The following is an 18722-nucleotide window of genomic DNA, read 5'->3' as shown; positions in this document are numbered from 1 at the left end:
CGGCCCGCACCGCAGAAGCCGTCACAGGTCGTCGTAGGACTCGCTCAGCGCCAGGGCGACCAGTTCGTCGGCGGACAACTCCGCCAGACCGGCGTCGTCATCCCCCCCGGACGGCCGTGCTTCCGTGTGACCGTCCCCGCCGTGACCGGACGGTTCCGGCTCCGGACCGGGTGCCAGCAAGCGCTCCAGATGGCCGGCGACCGCCGCCGGTGTGGGGTGACTGAACGCGAGTGCGGCCGGCAGGGACAGGCCCGTCTCCCCGGACAGCCGGTTGCGCAGCTCGACCGTCATCAGCGAGTCCAGTCCCAGGGCGTGGAACTGCCGGCCGGGGTCGAGGAAGCCCCGGCGGTGACCGGTGATCTCCGCCACCGCGTCCAGGACCAGGTCCAGCAGTTCCGCTCCCCGGCGGGGTTCCGCCCGGGCGTTCTCGCGCGCTCCCTCCTCCGGGGCGGTGCCGGCGGAGGGCCGCCGGTCACCTGTCAGCCGTCCCGGCAACAGGACCGGGTCCCCGGCCGCCAGCGCCGCGTCGAAGAGCACCACGCCCTCTTCGGCGGTGATCGGCAGCATGCCGCCGCGCCGGATGCGGGCCAGGTCCGCGTCGCCCAGCGCGGCCGCCATGCCCGCCACCGGTTCCCACAGCCCCCACGCCAGCGATACCGCCGGCAGCCCGAGGGAACGCCGGTGCCGGGCCAACGCGTCCAGTGACCGGTTGGCGGCGGCGTAGGCGGCCTGCCCGGCGGTGCCCAGGATGCCCGCCGCGGAGGAGAACAGCACGAACATCGCCGGCGGCCGGTCCCTCGTCAGCTCGTGCAGCGTCCACGCGGCATCGACCTTGGGACGCAGTACCTGTGTCAGCCGCTCCGGGCTCAGCGCCGTGACAACCGCGTCGCCGAGCGTTCCCGCGGTGTGCAGCACCGCCGTCAGCGGACGGTGCGCCGGTACACCCGCGACCAGCCGGGCCAGTGCGTCCGGGTCCGTGACGTCGCACGCCGCCACGGTGACCCGGGCACCGAGCGCGCCGAGCTCGGCCACCAGTCCGCGGGGGTCCGCGCCGCGCCGGCCGGCCAGCAGCAGGTGCCGGGCGCCGTGGGCGGTGACCAAGTGCCGGGCGAACACCGCGGCGAGCGCACCGTCGCCCCCGGTGATCAGGACCGTCCCGTCCGGATCCAGGGAAGGCGCGACGGGGCGCGCCTGCGCGGGAAGCGGCACCACGGCCTCTCCGAAGACGGCCCCGGCGCGCAGGGCCAGCCGGGACCGGCCCGCCGCACGCGAGTCCGCCACCGCGGCCGGCAGCACCGCCCGGGACACCTCGGTGCCGTCCACGTCCACCACCGTGCACCTGCCCGGATGCTCGGACTGGACCGAGGCCAGCAGCCCCCAGCAGGCGGCGTGCGCCGGGTCCGCCGTCCCTGCCGGCGGCACGGCCACCGCGCCCCGCGTGACGACCACCAGATGGGCACCGTCCGGCTCCGGCCGCGCCAGCCAGGTCCGTACGATCTCCAGCGCCGTACGGGTCGCGGAGTGCACGGCCCGCGGACCGGTGCCCTCGGGAACCGGCAGCTCCACCACCACGGCCCCGGGACCGGCCGGCACAGCGCCCAGTGCCCGTGCGGGGTCCGGGCCGCACACGGTGACCGGCTCGGGAGCGCCCGCCGCGGGGCGCGGGAGCGCCACCCATTCCGGCCGGTGCAGCAGGCCGTCGACGGGCGGCTGCGGCGAGGGTCCGGCCGGGTCGTGCGGCACCCCTCGGGGGCGCGCGGACGGAGCGGACCGTGGTGAGGGCACGGCCCGGTCGCGCCGTCTGTCTTCTTCGGGGCGGGCAGGGTGGTGCGATCCGGAGGGCGGCGGCGAGGACGGGACGGAGCCGCGCGTCACGCCCCCGGCGGACCGGGACAGGAGACGATCCCGGGAGATCGGCAGGAGGAGCAGCGCCTCCACGGACGCGACCGGCTCCCCCCGGTCGTCGGCGATGTCCACGCTCATCTCCCCGCCGTCATGGGGGCGCAACGCCACGCGCAGGACGCCGGTCGCCGACCGGTGGATCGCGAACCCGCGCCACACGAACGGGATGTGCGGCAGCAGCCGCCCCTCGGGCCCGGAACCGTCCAGCAGCGGTGTCAGCCGTTCCGGGACGCCGTCGAGCCCTAGGGCGTGCAGCGCCCCGTCCAGCAGCACCGGGTGGACCCCGGTCGCCGCCCCGTGCACGCCTGGTTGGGCGCGCAGCTCCGCGAACAGTTCCTCCCCGCGGCGCCAGCAGCGGACCAGTGAACGGAAGGAGGGCCCCCAGCGATAAGCGCCCAGGGCGGCATGATCGTCGTAGAAGGCGTCGGCCGGTACCTCCACCGCGCCCGGGGGCGGCCACGCCTGCGCTCCGGCCCGGGGGGCCTCGGCGGCACCGGAGCCGATGGTGAGCGCGCCCCGCGCCAGCACGGTTGCCCCGGCGGAGCCGTCCCCGTGGTGCAGCAGGGTCACCGCCCGGCTGCCGGAGCTCTCCGGACCCAGTCGCAGTTCGATGCGCGCGTCGGCGTTCCCGGCGAGGACCAGTGGTGCGTGATGGGTCAGCTCGGCGACGTGCGGGCAGCCGACCCGGCCTCCCGCCCAGGCGCACAGTTCCAGCCAGGTGGTGCCCGGCACCACGGTCCGCCCCAGCACCTGGTGGTCGGCGGTCCACGGCTGGGCGGTGACGGACACACGGCCGGTGTGCACCACCGTGCCGTCCTCCTGTGTGTACGACGACTCCAGCAGCGGATGCCCGGCCGGCGCCGTCGCGCCCCCGGCCCAGAACCGGGTGTGCCGGAACGGGTAGAGGGGCAGCTCCAGCGCGGAGGGCCCGTAGCCGGGGTACCAGTCCACCGCGACCCCGGCCGCATAGGCTTCGGCCAGGGCCCACGCCAGCGCGTCCGGTTCCGTCCGGCCGGGCCGGACCAGGACGACCCGGCCCTGTTCGCCGGCCCCGCCGTCCGCGCGTGCCGCGGAGGTCCAGGGCCCCCCGCCCAGCAGCAGCGCGGGCGAGTCCGCCGGAGCGTACGGGGCACGCGGTTCCCGCGCTGCCCAGTACGCGGCCGAGCGCAGGACGTCCGGCCCCACCTCCTCACCGGTCACGTCCGACACCACGGGCAGCCCGGGCGGCCGGAACTCCAGCCGCGCCACCACCTCGCCGATCCGGTCGCCGGCGGTGACCAGGGCGGCGGCGCCCTCGGGGGTCAGCACTCCCGCCAGCCGGGCGGCGGCCACGCGTCCCGGCCCGCGGCCCCCGACGAAGAAGGGGTGCACGCCGTGCCGGGCGAGCGTGCGGGCGAGCGCCATCGCGAACGCGAAGGTCCGGGCGGCGGGGTCCCCGCCCGCCGACGCGTCGGCGGGCAGCCCCAGGCGACCGGCCTCCTCCCGCCACGCCGCCGCGAACACCGGGTGCGCCCTCGCGAGTTCACGGCCGGCGTCCGGCCGGTACGGCTCACCGGGCAGGAGCAGTCCGAGCCGCTGCCGGCCCTGCGCCCGCCCCCGCACCAGGCGGGGGTCGTCGGCCCCGTCCGCCAGACGCTCCAGCACCGCCGCGAACTCCTCGGGTGTGCGCGCGACGACGGCCGCCCGCTCCTCGAACACGTGCCGGGTGGTGGCGAGCGCGTGCGCGACCGCGGCCGGGGGCTCCGGCTCCCGTGCGGCCAGGGCACGGGCCGCCGCGCGCAGCGCCGCGTCGGAACAGGCGGACAGCGGCCACACGACGAGCGCGCCCGGCGCGACGTCCGGTACGGGTCCCGATGTGTGTACCGGGGCTTGTTCGAGAATGACGTGGGCGTTGGTGCCGCTGAGTCCGAACGCCGACACACCGGCCCGGCGGGGCCGCCCGGTCCGCGGCCACGGCGTAGTCGCGGTCAGCAGCCGTACCCGCCGCTCGTCCCAGTCGACGTACGGCGTGGGCCGGTCCACGTGCAGGGTGCGCGGCAGTACGCCGTACCGCATGGCCTGCACCATCTTGATGATCCCGGTCACGCCGGCGGCGGCCTGGGTGTGCCCCAGGTTGGACTTGGCCGAGCCGATGAGCAGCGGCTCGCCGCCCGGGTGGCGTTCGCCGTAGGAGGCGTGCAGGGCGCGGGCCTCGACGGGGTCTCCGAGCGTGGTCCCGGTGCCGTGCGCCTCGACGGCGTCGACATCCCCGGGGGCGAGCGCGGCCATGGCCTGGGCCTGGCGGACGACCCGCTCCTGAGCGGGCCCGTTGGGCGCGGTCAGGCCGTTGCTGGCGCCGTCGGAGTTGACGGCGCTGCCGCGCAGCAGGGCCAGCACCCGGTGTCCGGCGCGCACGGCGTCCGACAGCCGTTCGAGAACGAGCAGCCCGGCGCCCTCGCTCCATCCGGTGCCGTCGGCGGCGGCCGCGAACGGTTTGCACCGGCCGTCCGGTGCGAGTCCGCGTTGCCGGCTGAACTCCTGGAAGGGACCCGGCCCCGCCATCACGGTGACCCCGCCGGCCAGTGCCAGCGAACACTCCCGCGCGCGCAGGGCCTGGCTCGCCACATGGACGGCGACCAGCGAGGAGGAACAGGCGGTGTCGACGGTGAGGGCCGGCCCGTGCAGTCCGAGCGTGTAGGCCACCCGTCCGGAGACGACACTGGAGGCGGTGCCGGTGACGTGGTGGCCCGAGGTGCCCAAGACGGCTCCGTCCGCGTCGTAGTCCTGCGTCCAGGCGCCGACGAAGACACCCGCCGACGTGCCGCGCAGGGCCGCCGGGTCGATCCCGCCGTGCTCCAGGGCCTCCCAGGCGACCTCCAGGAGGATCCGCTGCTGCGGGTCCATCGCCCGTGCCTCGCGCGGGGTGATCCCGAAGAACTCCGCGTCGAAGCCCGCCGCGTCCGCCAGGAAGCCCCCTTCGCGTACGTAGCTGTGCCCGGGTGCCGGCACGTCGGCGTCCGCGCCGAGCGGGGCGGCGGGGGAGTGCAGGGCGGCGAGGTCCCAGCCGCGGTCGGTGGGGAAGGGCCCGATGACGTCCTCGCCCCGCGCCAGCAACTGCCACAACTCGTCCGGTGAGTGCACTCCGCCCGGCAGGCGGCAGGCCATGCCGACGATCGCGATGGGTTCCGCGCCGCCACCGCCCGCGCCGGCGGTGCCGCGGTGGTCGGCGGTCCCGCTGTCCGCCCCGGCGCGGTCCTCGGCGTCGGTGCGGCAGGCGTCCCGGACGCGGCTGTCCGCTCCGCCGCCGTCGTCGTTCCCGGCCGGGTCCTCGTCCGCTGCCCGGCCGCCGCCCGCCGTCGGGGCGTCGGCCCGCGTCCGCTCCTCGTGCGCCGGGGAGCCTTCCGTGGCGGGGGTGCCGGTCGCGGTGGGGGAGCCGGTCGCGCTCGGGGCGTCGTTCCCGGCCCGTGTGCCGTCCGTGTCCTTCGCGGCCTCCGTGTCTTCCGTGAGGCCGGTGGCGGACGTGGTCCGGCCGGTGCCGGGGCCGACGGGAGCCCCGGGGGCCCCCGGGGCTCCCACCCGGTACGCGCCGGTGCCGTGGTCCGCCGGAGCGCCCCCCTGCACGGCCGTCCCCTCCCCGGCCGCGTACCCGTCCAAGAGCGCGGGCGCCGGCGTGTCCGCCAGCAGGCGGGCGACGGCGTCCGGGGTGGGGTGGTCGTAGACCAGCGTGGCCGGCAGGGGGGCGCCGATCGCGGCGGCCAGCCGGTCACGCAGGTCGACGGCGAGCAGCGAGTCCACACCCAGCGCGTGGAACGGGAGGGCCGGATCGATCCCGGCCACCGGATGGCCGGTGACCGCCGAGACCTGTGCGACGACCAGATCACGCGTGCGTGCCGGTGTCTCCGTCGCCCGCTGCGGGCGCGGCCCCGCCGGCCGCCGGCCGTCGGAGCCGGCGGCCGGCGGCGCGACCAGGTCCAGCAGCGGCCGGGGCCCGGCCGCCCGCAGGACGGCGGCGAAGCGGGGCCAGTCGACATCGGCCACGGTCACGGTGGGCCGCCCGTCCTCGACGGCCTCCCGCATCGCCGCGAGGGCCGCGTCCGGTGCGAGGAAGCGCAGGCCGCCGCGCAGCAGCCGGTCGGCCAGCCGCTCCTCCCGCGCCATGCCGCCGCCGGACCAGGGGCCCCAGGCCACCGAGGTGGCGGGAAGACCACGCTGGAAGCGGCGCTCGGCCACGGCGTCGGCGCAGGCGTTGGCCGCCGCGTAGGCGCCCTGTTCCACCCCGCCCCACACGCCGGCGGCCGATGAGAAGACGACGAACGCGTCCACGGAGTCACCGGCGAGTTCGTCCAGCAGAACGGCGCCGGTCGCCTTGGCCGCCAGCGCCGCCGCCAGCTCACCGGCGCCGGTGCCGGCCACCGGGGCCCGGTGGTCCACCCCGGCGGCGTGCACCACGGTGCGGATCGGGCCGTGTTCCGCCTCGGCACGCTCCCACGCCGCGGTGAGAGCCGCGCGGTCGCTCACGTCGCAGGCGACATGGGAGACCGTGGCACCGGCGGAGAGCAGCCGCCTGGTCAGCCCCGTGGCGCCAGGGGCGCCCGGACCACGGCGGCTGAGCAGGACGACATGCCGGGTGCCGTGGTGGACCAGCCACTCGGCGGTGTGACCGCCGAGCGCCCCCGCTCCGCCGGTCACCAACGCGGTGCCGCGCGGCCGCCAGCCGCGGACCGCGGAGAGTGGTGGTGCGACGGCGAGCCGGCGCACGTGGAGACCGTCCGCGCGCAGGGCGAGCGCCTCCTCCGGGCCGGCGTGGTCCAGCACCCGCACCAGTCGGCCGACGGCCGCGCGGTCGGTCACGGCCGGCAGGTCGACCAGCACGTGGCGCCGGGCCGGATCCTCCAGCGCCGCGGTTCGCACCAGCCCCCACACCGCCGCCTGCGCCGCAGAGGTCACCGGCTCCCCGCCCGCGTCGACGGCGCCACGGGTGAGCAGCCACAACGGTGTCCCGGGCGCGGCGTCACCGGCCGCTCCCAGCAGCAGGAGGGTAGCGGCCGTTCCCGCGCGCAGATCCGGGTGCACCGGATGGGGCCGCGCGTCCAGGGCGAGCAGGGACAGCACCCCGTCCAGCGGCCCGGCCCCGCGCAACCGCGCGGCCAGCTCGGCCCGCTCGGTGTGTCCCGTGACGGTGAGCCGGGTGATCCGCGCGCCGGCGTCCGCGAGCGCTCCGGACAGAGTCGAGGCCAGGTCCCCGGCCGGGGTTTCGGCCGACGGGTCCGCCGACCGGGTCCCTCCGTCCGTCCCGTCCGGTACGAGCAGGGCCCAGTGGCCGCGGACGGCCGCCCGCGCGGTGTCTCCGCCGGTGCCCGAGGGGCCGGTGTCCGAGGGGACGCCCGCCGGTCCGGCGGTCCGGCGGTGCCAGACGACGTGGTAGCGGGTGGGACCGGGTGCACCGGGTGCACCGGGTGCACCGGGTGCACCGGGTGCACCCGGTGCGGCGGTGTACGGGGTGGGGTCGGCGACGGACGAATCGGGATGCCCGCCGGGCGTTCCGGGACCCGTGCGGGGCGCGGCGGGCAGCCCGGGACGCGTGCCGGGCGCATCGGAATGCTCCGGGTGGGTGCCGGGCGCGTCGGCGTGCCCCGTGGTCGTACCGGCGGGTCGCGGGTCGGCGTGCGTCTGCGGCCGTGCCCGGTGGAGCGGGGCCGGCCGGTCCTCGGCGACGTCCGGCCCCGCCGTTCCGTCCGCCAGCCAGAAGCGGCTACCCCCGAAGGGGTACGTCGGCAGATCCGTGAGCCGGCCCGGCAGCACGGCCGCCCAGTCCAGGGACATACCCGCGCAGTGGGCGCGGGCCAGCGCCGAGGCCAGGCGGTGCGGCTCGGTACCGGTCCCGCCCAGCAGCGGCACGGTGACGGCGTCCGGCACCATCCGGCTCAGGGTGGAGTCGGGACCGGCCTCCACGAGAACGGTCACGCCCTCGGCGGCGAGGGCGCGGGACGCCTCCAGGAACCGTACCGGGCTCAGCAGTTGCCGGGTCCAGTAACCGGGGGAGGACAGTTCGTCGGCGGTGGCCGGGCGGCCGGTCAGCGTGGAGACGACCGGAACCGTGGCCGGCCGGAACTCCAGGCCGAGCAGGACCCGGTGGAAGTCTCCGACGGCCTCCTTCAGCAGTGGCGAGTGGAAGGCCCGGTCGCCCGGCAGACGGACCGCCCGCACACCCGCCGCGGCCAGGGCGGCGGCCAGTTCCTCCACGGCCGCCGGTTCCCCGGAGACCGAGACCGAGCGGTCGCCGTTGACGGCGGCGATCCAGACGGCACGCCTGGTGAGGAAGGGCAGCACCTCGTGCTCTGCGGCGAGCACCGCGAGCATGGCCCCGGCCGGCGAGCGCTCCTCCACCAGACGGCCGCGGGCGCACACCAGCGTGCAGGCGTCCGCGAGGCTGAACACGCCCGCGGCGTGCGCGGCGGCGATCTCGCCGACGGAGTGGCCGACGAGACGGTCGGGCCGCAGCCCCCAGCCGCTCAGCAGCCGGAAGAGGGCCGTCTCCAGCGCGAACAGCGCGGGCTGGGTGTACCGGGTGTGGTGCAGCGCTGTCTCGTCCCGCCACATGACCTCGCGCAGCGGGCGGTCCAGACACGGGTCGAGGAGGTCGCAGACCTCGTCGAAGGCCGCCGCGAACGCGGGGAACGCGGCGTACAGGTCCCGCCCCATGCCGAGCCGCTGGCTGCCCTGCCCGGTGAACAGCACGGCCGTGCCGCCGGGTTCGGCCGCGGGGGCCCGCACCACCGAGGACGTGGTACGTCCCGCCGCCAGGGCTTCCAGCCCTTCGACGAGCCGGTCGCGTCCGGCGGCGACCACCGCGGCCCGTACGGCGAAACGGGACCGGTGACCGGCCAGCGTGCGTGCCACGTCGGCGGGCGCTGTGCCGGGTGCGGCGGATAGGTGGCGGGCCAGTTGCACCGCCTGCTCGCGCAGGGCGGTCTCGTCCCGGGCGGACAACAGCCAGGGCAGCGGCCGCTCTTCCCCGGTTGCGGTGCGGTGCGGGGCGGCCCGCCCGGCCACCGCGTCCGCCGAGCCGCCGGGAGCCGGGGGTTCCTCCAGGATGAGATGGGCGTTGGTGCCGCTGATGCCGAAGGCCGACACACCGGCGCGGCGCGGTGCCGCGGACCTCGGCCAGGGCCGGGACTCGGTCAGGACGGCGACCCCGCCGCCGTCCCAGTCGACCTTGCCGGTGGGCCGGTCCACGTGCAGGGTGCGCGGCAGGACCCCGTGCCGCAGCGCTTGCACCGTCTTGATGACACCGGCCACACCCGCGGCGGCCTGCGTGTGTCCGAGGACGGACTTCACCGAGCCGATCCACAGCGGCGCGCGGCGGTCACCGCCGTAGGCGGAGATCAGGGCGGACGCCTCGATCGGGTCGCCCAGTGCCGTGCCGGTGCCGTGTGCCTCGACGGCGTCCACCTCGTGCGGTCCGAGCCCGGCCGCGGCCAGGGCCTGCCGGATCACGCGCTCCTGGGCCGCACCGTGCGGGGCGGTCAGCCCGTTGCCCCCGCCGTCGGAGTTGACGGCGCTGCCCCGGATCACGGCCAGCACGGGATGTCCGGCGGCGACGGCGTCAGTGAGGCGTTCCAGCAGCACCAGGCCCGCGCCCTCGGCGAATCCGGTGCCGTCGGCGGCGTCGGCGAAGGACTTGCAGCGGCCGTCGGGGGCGAGCCCGCCCTGCCGGGTGAACTCGGCCAGCACGCCGGGTGTGGCCATCACGGTGGCGCCGCCGGCCAGCGCCAGGTCGCACTCGCCCGACCGCAGGGACTGGGCGGCCAGGTGCAGGGCGACCAGGGAGGAGGAGCAGGCGGTGTCCACCGTGATGGCCGGGCCCTCGAACCCGAAGGTGTAGGCGAGCCGTCCTGACGCCACGCTCGCGGAGGTGCCGGTCAGCAGGTGCCCGCCGCTCTCCCCGGCGTCCGCGAGCCGGGGCCCGTACTCCTGGGCCATGACGCCGGTGAACACCCCGGTCCTGCTGCCGCGCAGGTCGGCGGGGACGAGCCCCGCGCGTTCCAGCGTCTCCCAGCCGACCTCCAGCAGCAGCCGCTGCTGGGGGTCCATCGCGAGGGCCTCGCGCGTCGAGACGCCGAAGAAGGCGGCGTCGAAGCGGTCGGCGCCGGCCAGGAAGCCGCCGCGCGTGGTCGCCAGGGCGGTTCGGGGCCAGCCCCGGTCCGCCGGGAGGGGCGTCAGCGTGTCGACGCCGTCCGTGACCACGCGCCACAGGTCCTCCGGTGAGCGCACCTCGCCCGGGAAGCGGCAGGCCATCGCCACGACGGCGATCGGCTCACCGGCTCCTCGCCCGGCCGGACCCGTCGCCGCCGCTCCGGTCCCGTCGGCCGCCCCGTGGCGGGGAGTCCCCCGGTCGGACAGGGCCGCCGACACCAGATGGCCGGCCAGGGCGGCGGCGGTGGGGTGATCGAACACCACCGTGGTCCGCAGCCGCAGGCCGGTCGCCGCGCCGAGCCGGCGCCGCAGCTCGGTGGCGGACAGCGAGTCCAGACCGAGGTCGCGGAAGGCGCGGCCGGGATCCACCGCGGCGGGGTCCTCGTGCCCCAGGACCTCGGCCGTCAGGCGGCGGACCAGAGCGAGCGCGGTGGCCCGGCGGCGGTCCTCGGGCAGGCCCCGCAGGCGTTCCCGCCAGCTCTCGTCCGTCGGTTCCGCAGCGGGCCGCTCCGGTGCCTGCGCCCGCACCGGGTCCAGGCGGGCCCCGATCACGTGGGCGGGAAGGCCGCCGGCCAGCACGGCGTCCAGCACCCGCAGCCCGTCCTCGTCGGTGAGCGGAGAGATGCCGCGGCGCCCGAAGCGGGCGCGGTCCGCCCGTCCCATGGCGCGGGTCATGGCGCTCTCGCGCTCCCACAGCCCCCACGCCACCGAGGTGGCGGGCAGCCCTTCGGCACGCCGCAGCACCGCCAGCGCGTCGAGGAAGGCGTTGGCCGCGCCGTAGTTGGCCTGGCCCTCGGCGCCGAGGGTGCCGACTACGGAGGAGAAGAGCACGAACGCGGCGGGCCGGGCCGCACGGGTGAGCGTGTGCAGGTGCCAGGCGCTGTCCGCCTTGGCCCGCAGGACGGTGCTCAGCCGACGCGTGGTGAGGGTCCCCACCGTCGTGTCGTCGAGGACGCCTGCCGCGTGCACGACCGCGGTCAGCGGGTGCGCGGCGGGTATGCCGGCCAGGACCGCGCCGAGGGCGTCCCGGTCGGCCGCGTCGCACGCGACGATCCGCGCGTCGGGTCCCAGCTCGGCCGCCAGCCGTCGGGCGCCGGGCGCCGCGGGGCCCTGGCGGCCGAGCAGCAGCAGGTGCCGGAAGCCCCGTGCGCGCAGGTGCCGGGCCACCAGCGCGCCGAGCGTCCCGGTGCCCCCGGTGATCACAACGGTGCCGTTCCGGTCGGGTGCGCCGGGAACGGGGTGACCCCGGCCGGGGTCACCGGCCGGGTCGGACGCGCGCGGTTCCCGGGCCCGGCCCGGGACACGTGCGGGCGCGTACTCCGGGCTGCCGGGCGGTGTGGCCGGTCCGGGTGCCGGGGCGGTGACGCGTTCCGGTGCGGGTGTCTGCGGGTTGTGGGGTGGGGCGGTCGGTGGTGGTGCCTCCGCGTTGTGCGGTGGGGGTGTCTGCGGGTCGGGGTGCGGTGTGACCGGCGCGGGTGTCTCCGCGCTGTGCGGCGGGGTGGCCGGTCCGGGTGCCGATTCCGTGGCGTGCTCCGGGGCGGGCGTTCGCGGCTCGCGAGCCGGCTCCAGCGGTTCCGGGACGGTGAGACGGGTCAGACACGGCGTGAGGAGCCGGCCGCGGCGCACCGCCACCTGGTCCGCGCCGCAGGCCGCGGCGGCCCGCAACGCGGTGCGGTCGGCCGGGTCCACCGGCTCGTCACCGCCGCCGGCCGTCTGCCCGCCATCGGCGTCGGCGTTCCCGCCACCCGCACCACCGGTACCCGTACCGGAAGGGGACAGCGCGTCGGCGGAGGGGGCCGGCTCGTCCAGGTCCACCAGCACCAGCCGGCCGGGATGCTCGCGCTGGGCGCACCGCAGCAGCCCCCACACCGCCGCGGCCCCGGGATCGAGGACCGGCTCCCCGTCCGCGACGGCCACGGCCCGGCGGGTGCTGATCAGCAGCCGTCCGCGTTCGCCCCGCGCCCGCCAGGCGCGCACGGCGGCCAGCGCGGACCGGGCCGTCTCGTGCGCGGCGGCGGCCGGGTCGGCGCCGCCGGGGCCGGCACAGTGCACCATCTCCAGGACGTCGTCGTCCGCGTCCGCGCCGCGTGCCCCCGGCCCGGCGGTCTCGCGCCACAGCAGGCGGTACAGGTCCCGGTCGCCGGGGCCGGACCGGGGCGCGGGACGAAGCGCCACCTCGCCGATCTCCAGCACCGGCGTCCCGGAGGGGTCGGTGGCCAGCACCCGGTGGGTGCCGGGACCCAGCGCGACGGCCCGCACCCGCAGATCGCGGGCCCCCGCGACCAGGACGCGGACGTCCTTGAGGGAGTACGGCAACAGCACGTCCCCGTCGGCCCCGGCCGCGTCGCGCAGCAGCGGTTGCAGTACGGCGTCCAGCAGGGCCGGATGCAGTGCGAACCCGGCGACCCCGTACGCGTCGCTCAGGCGGGCCGTCGCGAAGGAGGTGCCGCCGTCCCCGTCCCCGGCCCGCCACACTCCGGTCAGGGCGCGGAACGGCCCGTCGTAGGCGTAGCCGGCGGCGAGCAGATCCTCGTACCACCCGTCAGGGGCCGTGGGCTGCCCGGGCGGCGCCCAGGGGGACGAGCCCTCGCCCGGGTCCGGTGCCGGATCGGCAGTCAGGACGCCCGTGGCGTGGACGGTCCACGCACCGGCGCTCCCCGGCCCGGCCGGGCGGGACGACAGGGTGACGGTGCGCCGACCGTCGTCCTCGTCGCCGAGCACCGCCTGCACGGTGACCGCGCCGGTCTCCGGCACGGTCAGCGGCGTGTCGATGACGAGGTCGCGCAGCAGGGGCGTCCCGGCCCGCCGGCCCGCCCACAGGGCCGCCTCGGCGTACGCGGCGGCCGGCAGCAGGACGCGGCCGGCCACGGTGTGACCGGCCAGCCAGGGACGGGAGGCCAGGGACAGCTCGGTGGTGAGCACGGTGGTGCCGGTGCCGGCCACGTCGACCGGCGTGCCGAACAGGCCGTGGCCGCCCGCGACGGCGGCCGGGCGCGCGGCGGGAGCCAGCCAGTGGCGCCGCCGCTGGAACGGGTACGTCGGCAGCGGGACGGCCGGCGGGCCGGACGGCGCCGGCACGAGCCGGTGCCCGTCGACCGGTACGCCGGCCGTCCACGCGCGGGCGACCGCGCGCGTGAAGTGGTCCACGCCCGCGTCGTCCCGCCGAAGCGACGCCAGGACGGTGACCTCCGTGCCCGTCTCCTCGGCGATCTGCTCGACCGCGTCCCCGAGCACCGGGTGGGGCCCCGCCTCCACGAACAGCCTGTGGCCGTCGGCCAGCATGGCGCGGACCGCCCGGTCGAGCCGGACCGGTTCGCGCAGGTTGCGGAACCAGTAGCCGGCGTCGAGGGCCGTGCCGGGGCACCGGGCGCCCGTGGTGGCCGAGTAGAAGGGCACCGCCGTCCCCGTGGGGGCGGGCCCGGCCAGGGCCTCGGTCAGCCTCTCCCGCAGCCGCTCCATCCACGGGGAGTGGCTGGCGTAGCCGACGCCCAGCAGCCGGGCGGGTGTGCCGCCGGCCTCCCACTCGGCCACCAGCGCGCGCAGTTCGGTCCGGTCGCCGGCCAGTACGGTGGCACGCGGTCCGTTGACGACCGCGACGCGGACTTCGGAGCCCCGGGCGGCGAGATGCGCGCGTACCTCCCGCTCGCCGAGGGCCACGGACGCCATGCCGCCGGTGTCCGGCGCCGGCTCCGCCAGGAGGCGGGCCCGCACCGCCACGATCCGCGCCGCCTCCTCCAGGCTCAGCGCCCCGGCGGTGTGGGCGGCGGCGATCTCCCCCTGCGAATGCCCGACGACGGCGGTGACGGGCACGCCGTGATCGCTCCACAGCCCGGCGACCGACACCGACACGGCGAACAGGGCGGGCTGCAGCAGGTCGACCCGGCCGAGCAGCGCGCCTGGCTCGTCGTACAGGAGGTGGCGCAGGGTCAGGTCACTGTGGGCGGCGAGCGCCTCGACGGCCGTACGCAGCCGCCGGGCGAACGCGGGCGACCCGGCGTACAGGGCGCGCGCCATGCCGGGCCACTCGCCGCCCTGCCCGGGGAAGACCAGGGCCACCCCGTCATGGCCGCCGGCGGTCCCGCTCTCGGCACGGGCGTGGGCCGAACGGTCCGCCAACGCCCGCAAGCCGGTGCGCAGTTCGTCCGCGTCACTGCCCCATACCGCGGCCCGGCGGGACAGCCGGGCCCGGCCGGTGGCAAGGGTGTGCGCGACCTGCCGTACGTCGGCCCCGGGATGGTCCACGGTGTACTGGGCCAAGGCGCGTGCCTGAGCACGCAGTGCGGCGGGCGTGTGGGCGGACAGCAGCCACAGGGCGGGCACGGACCGGGGGACGGGCGCCGGGTCGGGGCCGCCCGGCTCGCCGGCCTCGCGGGTGTCCGGTTCCCGCGGCCCGGCCTCGGACACGTGGGCATCGGGCGCGGACGGGACGGGCGGGGGCTCCGCGAGGATCAGGTGGGCGTTGGTGCCGCTGATGCCGAACGACGACACCCCCGCCCGGCGCGGCCGGCCCCGGTCGGGCCACGGCCGGGACCGGGTCAGCAGCCGCACCCGGCCGCCGCCCCAGTCCACCTCGCGCGTCGGTTCCGTCACGTGCAGGGTCGCGGGCAGTTCACGGTGGCGCAGCGCCTCGACGGCCTTGATGACCCCGGCGACGCCGGCCGCCGCCTGGGTGTGGCCCAGGTTCGACTTGACCGAGCCGAGCCACATCGGGTGGGCCGGGTCGCGGTCCCCGCCGTAGACGGCGAGGAGCGCGCCGGCTTCGACCGGGTCCCCCAGGGCCGTGCCGGTGCCGTGCGCCTCGACCGCGTCCACGTCGTCCGGCCCGAGTCCGGCGGCGTCGAGCGCCTGACGGATCACCTGTCGCTGCGCACGGCCGCTGGGTGCCGCGAGTCCGTTGCTGGCACCGTCGGAGTTGACGGCGCTGCCGCAGACGACCGCGAGGACGGGGTGACCGTTGCGGCGGGCCTCGGACAGCGGCTCCAGCAGCACCAGACCCGCGCCCTCGCCGAAGGCGGTGCCGTCGGCGTCGTCCGAGAACGCCTTGCACCTGCCGTCGGATGCCAGCGCCTGCCTGCGGCCGAGTTCGGTGATGACACCGGGCGCGCCCATGACGGTGATCCCGCCCGCCAGGGCGAGCCGGCACTCGCCGAGCCGCAGGGCCTGCGCCGCCTGGTGCAGGGCGACCAGCGAGGAGGAGCAGGCGGTGTCGATCGTGAGGGCGGGGCCCTCCAGGCCGAGGACGTAGGCGATCCGGCCGGAGAGCAGCGCCGGGGTGGTGCCGGTGAAGAGGTAGCCGTCGTGTCCGGGGGAGCCGTCCGCGGTACGGGGGCCGTACTCGTGGCCGGTGCCGCCGATGAACACTCCCACGCGTTCGCCGCGCAGCGCGGTGGGGTCCAGTCCGGCGCGTTCGAACGTCTCCCAGGCCAGTTCCAGCAGGATCCGCTGCTGCGGGTCGAGCGCGTCGGCCTCGCGCGGGCCGATGCCGAAGAAGTCCGCGTCGAACCGGTCGGCGTCGTGCAGGAACCCGCCTTCGCGGACGCCGGCCGGCCCCAGCCCGTCCGGGCCCGCGGGCCAGCCACGGCCGGCGGGCAGCGGACCGGCGGTGTCCCGGCCCTCGGCCAGCGCCTGCCACAGGTCCTCCGGTGAGGCGATGCCACCGGGGAACCGGCAGGACATGGCCACCACGGCGACCGGTTCGTCGCCGCGCGGTGCGGTGCGCGCGGTGCCGGCCGCGTTCGCGGTACCCGACGGGTGTGGGCCGCCGGTACCGTCGGCGCGGGCGAGACGGGCGCCGAGCGCGGCCGGGGTCGGATGGTCGAACAGCGCCGCCGCCGTGACCGTGATCCCCGTGGCGGCGCTGAGCCGCCGGCACAGTTCCAGGGACAGCGCCGAGTCGAGGCCGAGGTCGCGGAAGGGCCGTGCGGGATCGATGTCCTCGGCACCGCCGTACCCGAGCACCCGCGCCGTCAGTTCCCTCACGAGCCGCCCGGCCTCCCGCCCATCGAGGGCCGCGGGTACGCCGGCGGGAGCGGTGGTGACGGCGACGGCGTTCCCGGACACGACGGCGTCGGCGTCGTCGGGTTCCCCCGAGCCCGCGCCCGCGGGGACGGGAACTCCGCTGCCCGTCCGTTCCCGGTCGGTGGCCGGTGTCCCTGCTGCGCCGGAGGCGGTGGCCGGGCCGGTGGACACTTCGGACGTCGTGCGGGTGAGGTCCGGGACCTGCGCCCGGCCGGCGTCCGCGCGTTCGGCCGGTACCCGCCCGTCCATGACCGCGTACGAGCGCCGCTGGAAGGCGTAGGACGGCAGGTCCGCGGGCGCGGGCCCACCGGTGAAGTGCCCCGACCAGTCGACGTCGGCGCCCAGCACGTGCGCGGTGGCCAGGGCGCGGTGGAACCGGGTCACGCAGTCGCCGTGCCCGTCGGAGGCGGACACCAGCCGTACGGCGGTGTCCGGGGCCGGTGCGCCGGTGCCCTCCGACACGAGGAGGTGTCCGGCGTCGCCGTATCCGCCCGGGACGGCGACCGGTCCCGTCTCCGCGGTGGTCGGTGGCGGCCCCACCGTCACGAACAGGTCGTGCCCCGCTTCCCGCAGAGCGCGCACGGCATCCGCCCATCCACCGGGCGCCGGGAGCAGGCTCCAGTGGTCGGGGGCCAGCCGGTCCCCCACCACGGCGGCGCCCGTCACCGACGAGTACAGCGTGCTTGTCCGTCCGCGCCTGCGGGCCCGCTTCGGGGGCGCGGCCGCGGACCGGTCCGTGACCAGGAGCCGTACCGCCTCCGGCAGCGAGAGGTACCCCGTCAGACAGGCGGCGGCGAGTTCCGCCCCGCCCTCGCCCAGGACCGCGTCGACGCGCAGGCCGCGTGCCTGCCACAGCGTGCCGAGCGCCATCGTCAGGGTGAACGCGGCCTCTTCGTCGTGGACGCCCGAGGGGGTCAGCAGGTCGGCGCGCACCGCCCGGCCGGTGACGGCGGCGAGGGCCCGTTCACAGCGTGCGACGGCGGCGGCGAACGCCGGTTCGGCGGCGAGCAGGGCGCGCACCTCGGCCGGTTCCAAGGACACCCCGGACCGCAGCAACAGGGCCGTACGGGCGGGGCGGAACGCGGTGCCCAGCAGGACCCCACCGGTCGTCCGGCGGCCGTCGGTCAGGGCGTCGAGACCCGCGGTGAGCGCTGCGGAGTCCCGGCCGACGACGGCGGCCCGGTGGGCCAGGTGCGCCCGCCCGGTTGCCAGGGTCCGGGCGACGGCGGCCGGCGGGAGCGGACCGGCCGCCTCCAGGTGGCTGCGCAGCCGGGCCGCCTGGGCACGCAGCGCCTCGGGAGTCGCCCCGGACAGCACCCAGGTGTGCGGCACCCCGTCCGCGCCCCGCCGGACCCGCGCGGACCGCACCGTCCGGACCCGCGGCGGTTCGGCGAGCACCAGGTGGCAGTTGGTGCCGCCCATGCCGAAGGAGGACACGCCGGCGACGCGGGGACCGGTCACCCGCGGCCAGGCCCCGCCCTTCCGGCGCACGGTCAGCCCCAGCTCGGCCAGCGGGATGTCCGGGTGCGCCGCGGCGAAGTTCAGCGATGCGGGCAGCCGCCCGTGCCGGAGGGCGAGCACCACCTTGGCCAGCCCCGCGACGCCCGCGGCGCCCTCCAGGTGACCGATGTTGGTCTTGACCGAGCCCACCGCCAGCGGTTCGGTCCGGTGGGGACCCAGTGCCGCGCCGAGGGCGCGCGCCTCGACGGGATCGCCGGCCCGGGTGCCGCTGCCGTGCAGTTCGACGTACGACAGTTGCTCCGGGCGGACGCCGCAGCGCTGCCAGGCGTCGCGCAGGAGCTCTTCCTGCGCCGCGCGGCTCGGGGTGGTCAGGTCCTCGTCGGCACCGTCGTTGTTGACCGCCCCGCCCAGCACCACGCAGTGGACGCGGTTCCCGTCGGCGAGCGCGCGGGACAGCGGTTTGAGGACCACGGCCGCGCCGCCCTCGCCGCGGACGTACCCGTTGGCCCGGGCATCGAAGGTGTAGCAGCGGCCGTCCGGCGACAGGGCACCGAAGCGCCGTGTGCTGAGCGCGCCGGTCTCGCTCAGGAGCAGGTTGACGCCGGCGGCCACCGCGGTGTGCGACTCGCCGCGCCGCAGGCTCTCACAGGCGAGGTGCACGGCGACCAGCGAGGAGGACTGGCCGGAGTCCACCGTGAAGCTGGGGCCGCGCAGCCCCAGGGCGTGGGAGACGCGGTTGGCCAGCATGGCGTGACTCGTCCCGGCCAGGGTGTGGGCGGTGACACCGGTACCGCCGGCGCCGGTGACGGGCGACGGACCGGCCATCGCGCCGACGAACACGCCGGCCGGACCACGGCGCAGGACCGCGGGCGGGGTGTGCGCGTCCTCCAGCGCCTCCCAGGACAGTTCGAGCATGAGCCGTTGCCGCGGGTCCATGGCGGCCGCCTCGCGCGGTGAGATCCCGAAGAGGTCCGGGTCGAACGCCGTCACGTCGTCCAGCAGTGCGGCGAACTCCGCCCCGACGGCGGGACGGCGCGCCGCCGGGACCCCCACCACCGCGTCCCGGCCCTCGTCCAGCAGGTGCCAGAACCGGCGGGCGTCCGGTGCCTGCGGCATCCGGCAGGCGATACCGATGACGGCTATGGGTTCGTCATTCACACCTGACA

General features: G+C 77.5%; 1 protein-coding gene. It reads right to left on the bottom strand.

Features of this window, described 5'->3' with window-relative positions; all coding sequences use genetic code 11:
* Positions 1–21 precede the first annotated feature (21 nt).
* The gene (locus tag ACH4LD_RS35880; protein WP_398106210.1) at positions 22–18714 is read right to left on the bottom strand and encodes an SDR family NAD(P)-dependent oxidoreductase; all 18693 of its coding nucleotides are present in this window, start codon (positions 18712–18714) and stop codon (positions 22–24) included.
* Positions 18715–18722 lie beyond the last annotated feature (8 nt).

The organism is Streptomyces sp. NPDC017676, assembly GCF_044329325.1.
Classification (GTDB): domain Bacteria; phylum Actinomycetota; class Actinomycetes; order Streptomycetales; family Streptomycetaceae; genus Streptomyces.
Note: the sequence above shows the minus strand (reverse complement) of the source record. Positions and strands in the feature narration are given on the sequence as shown.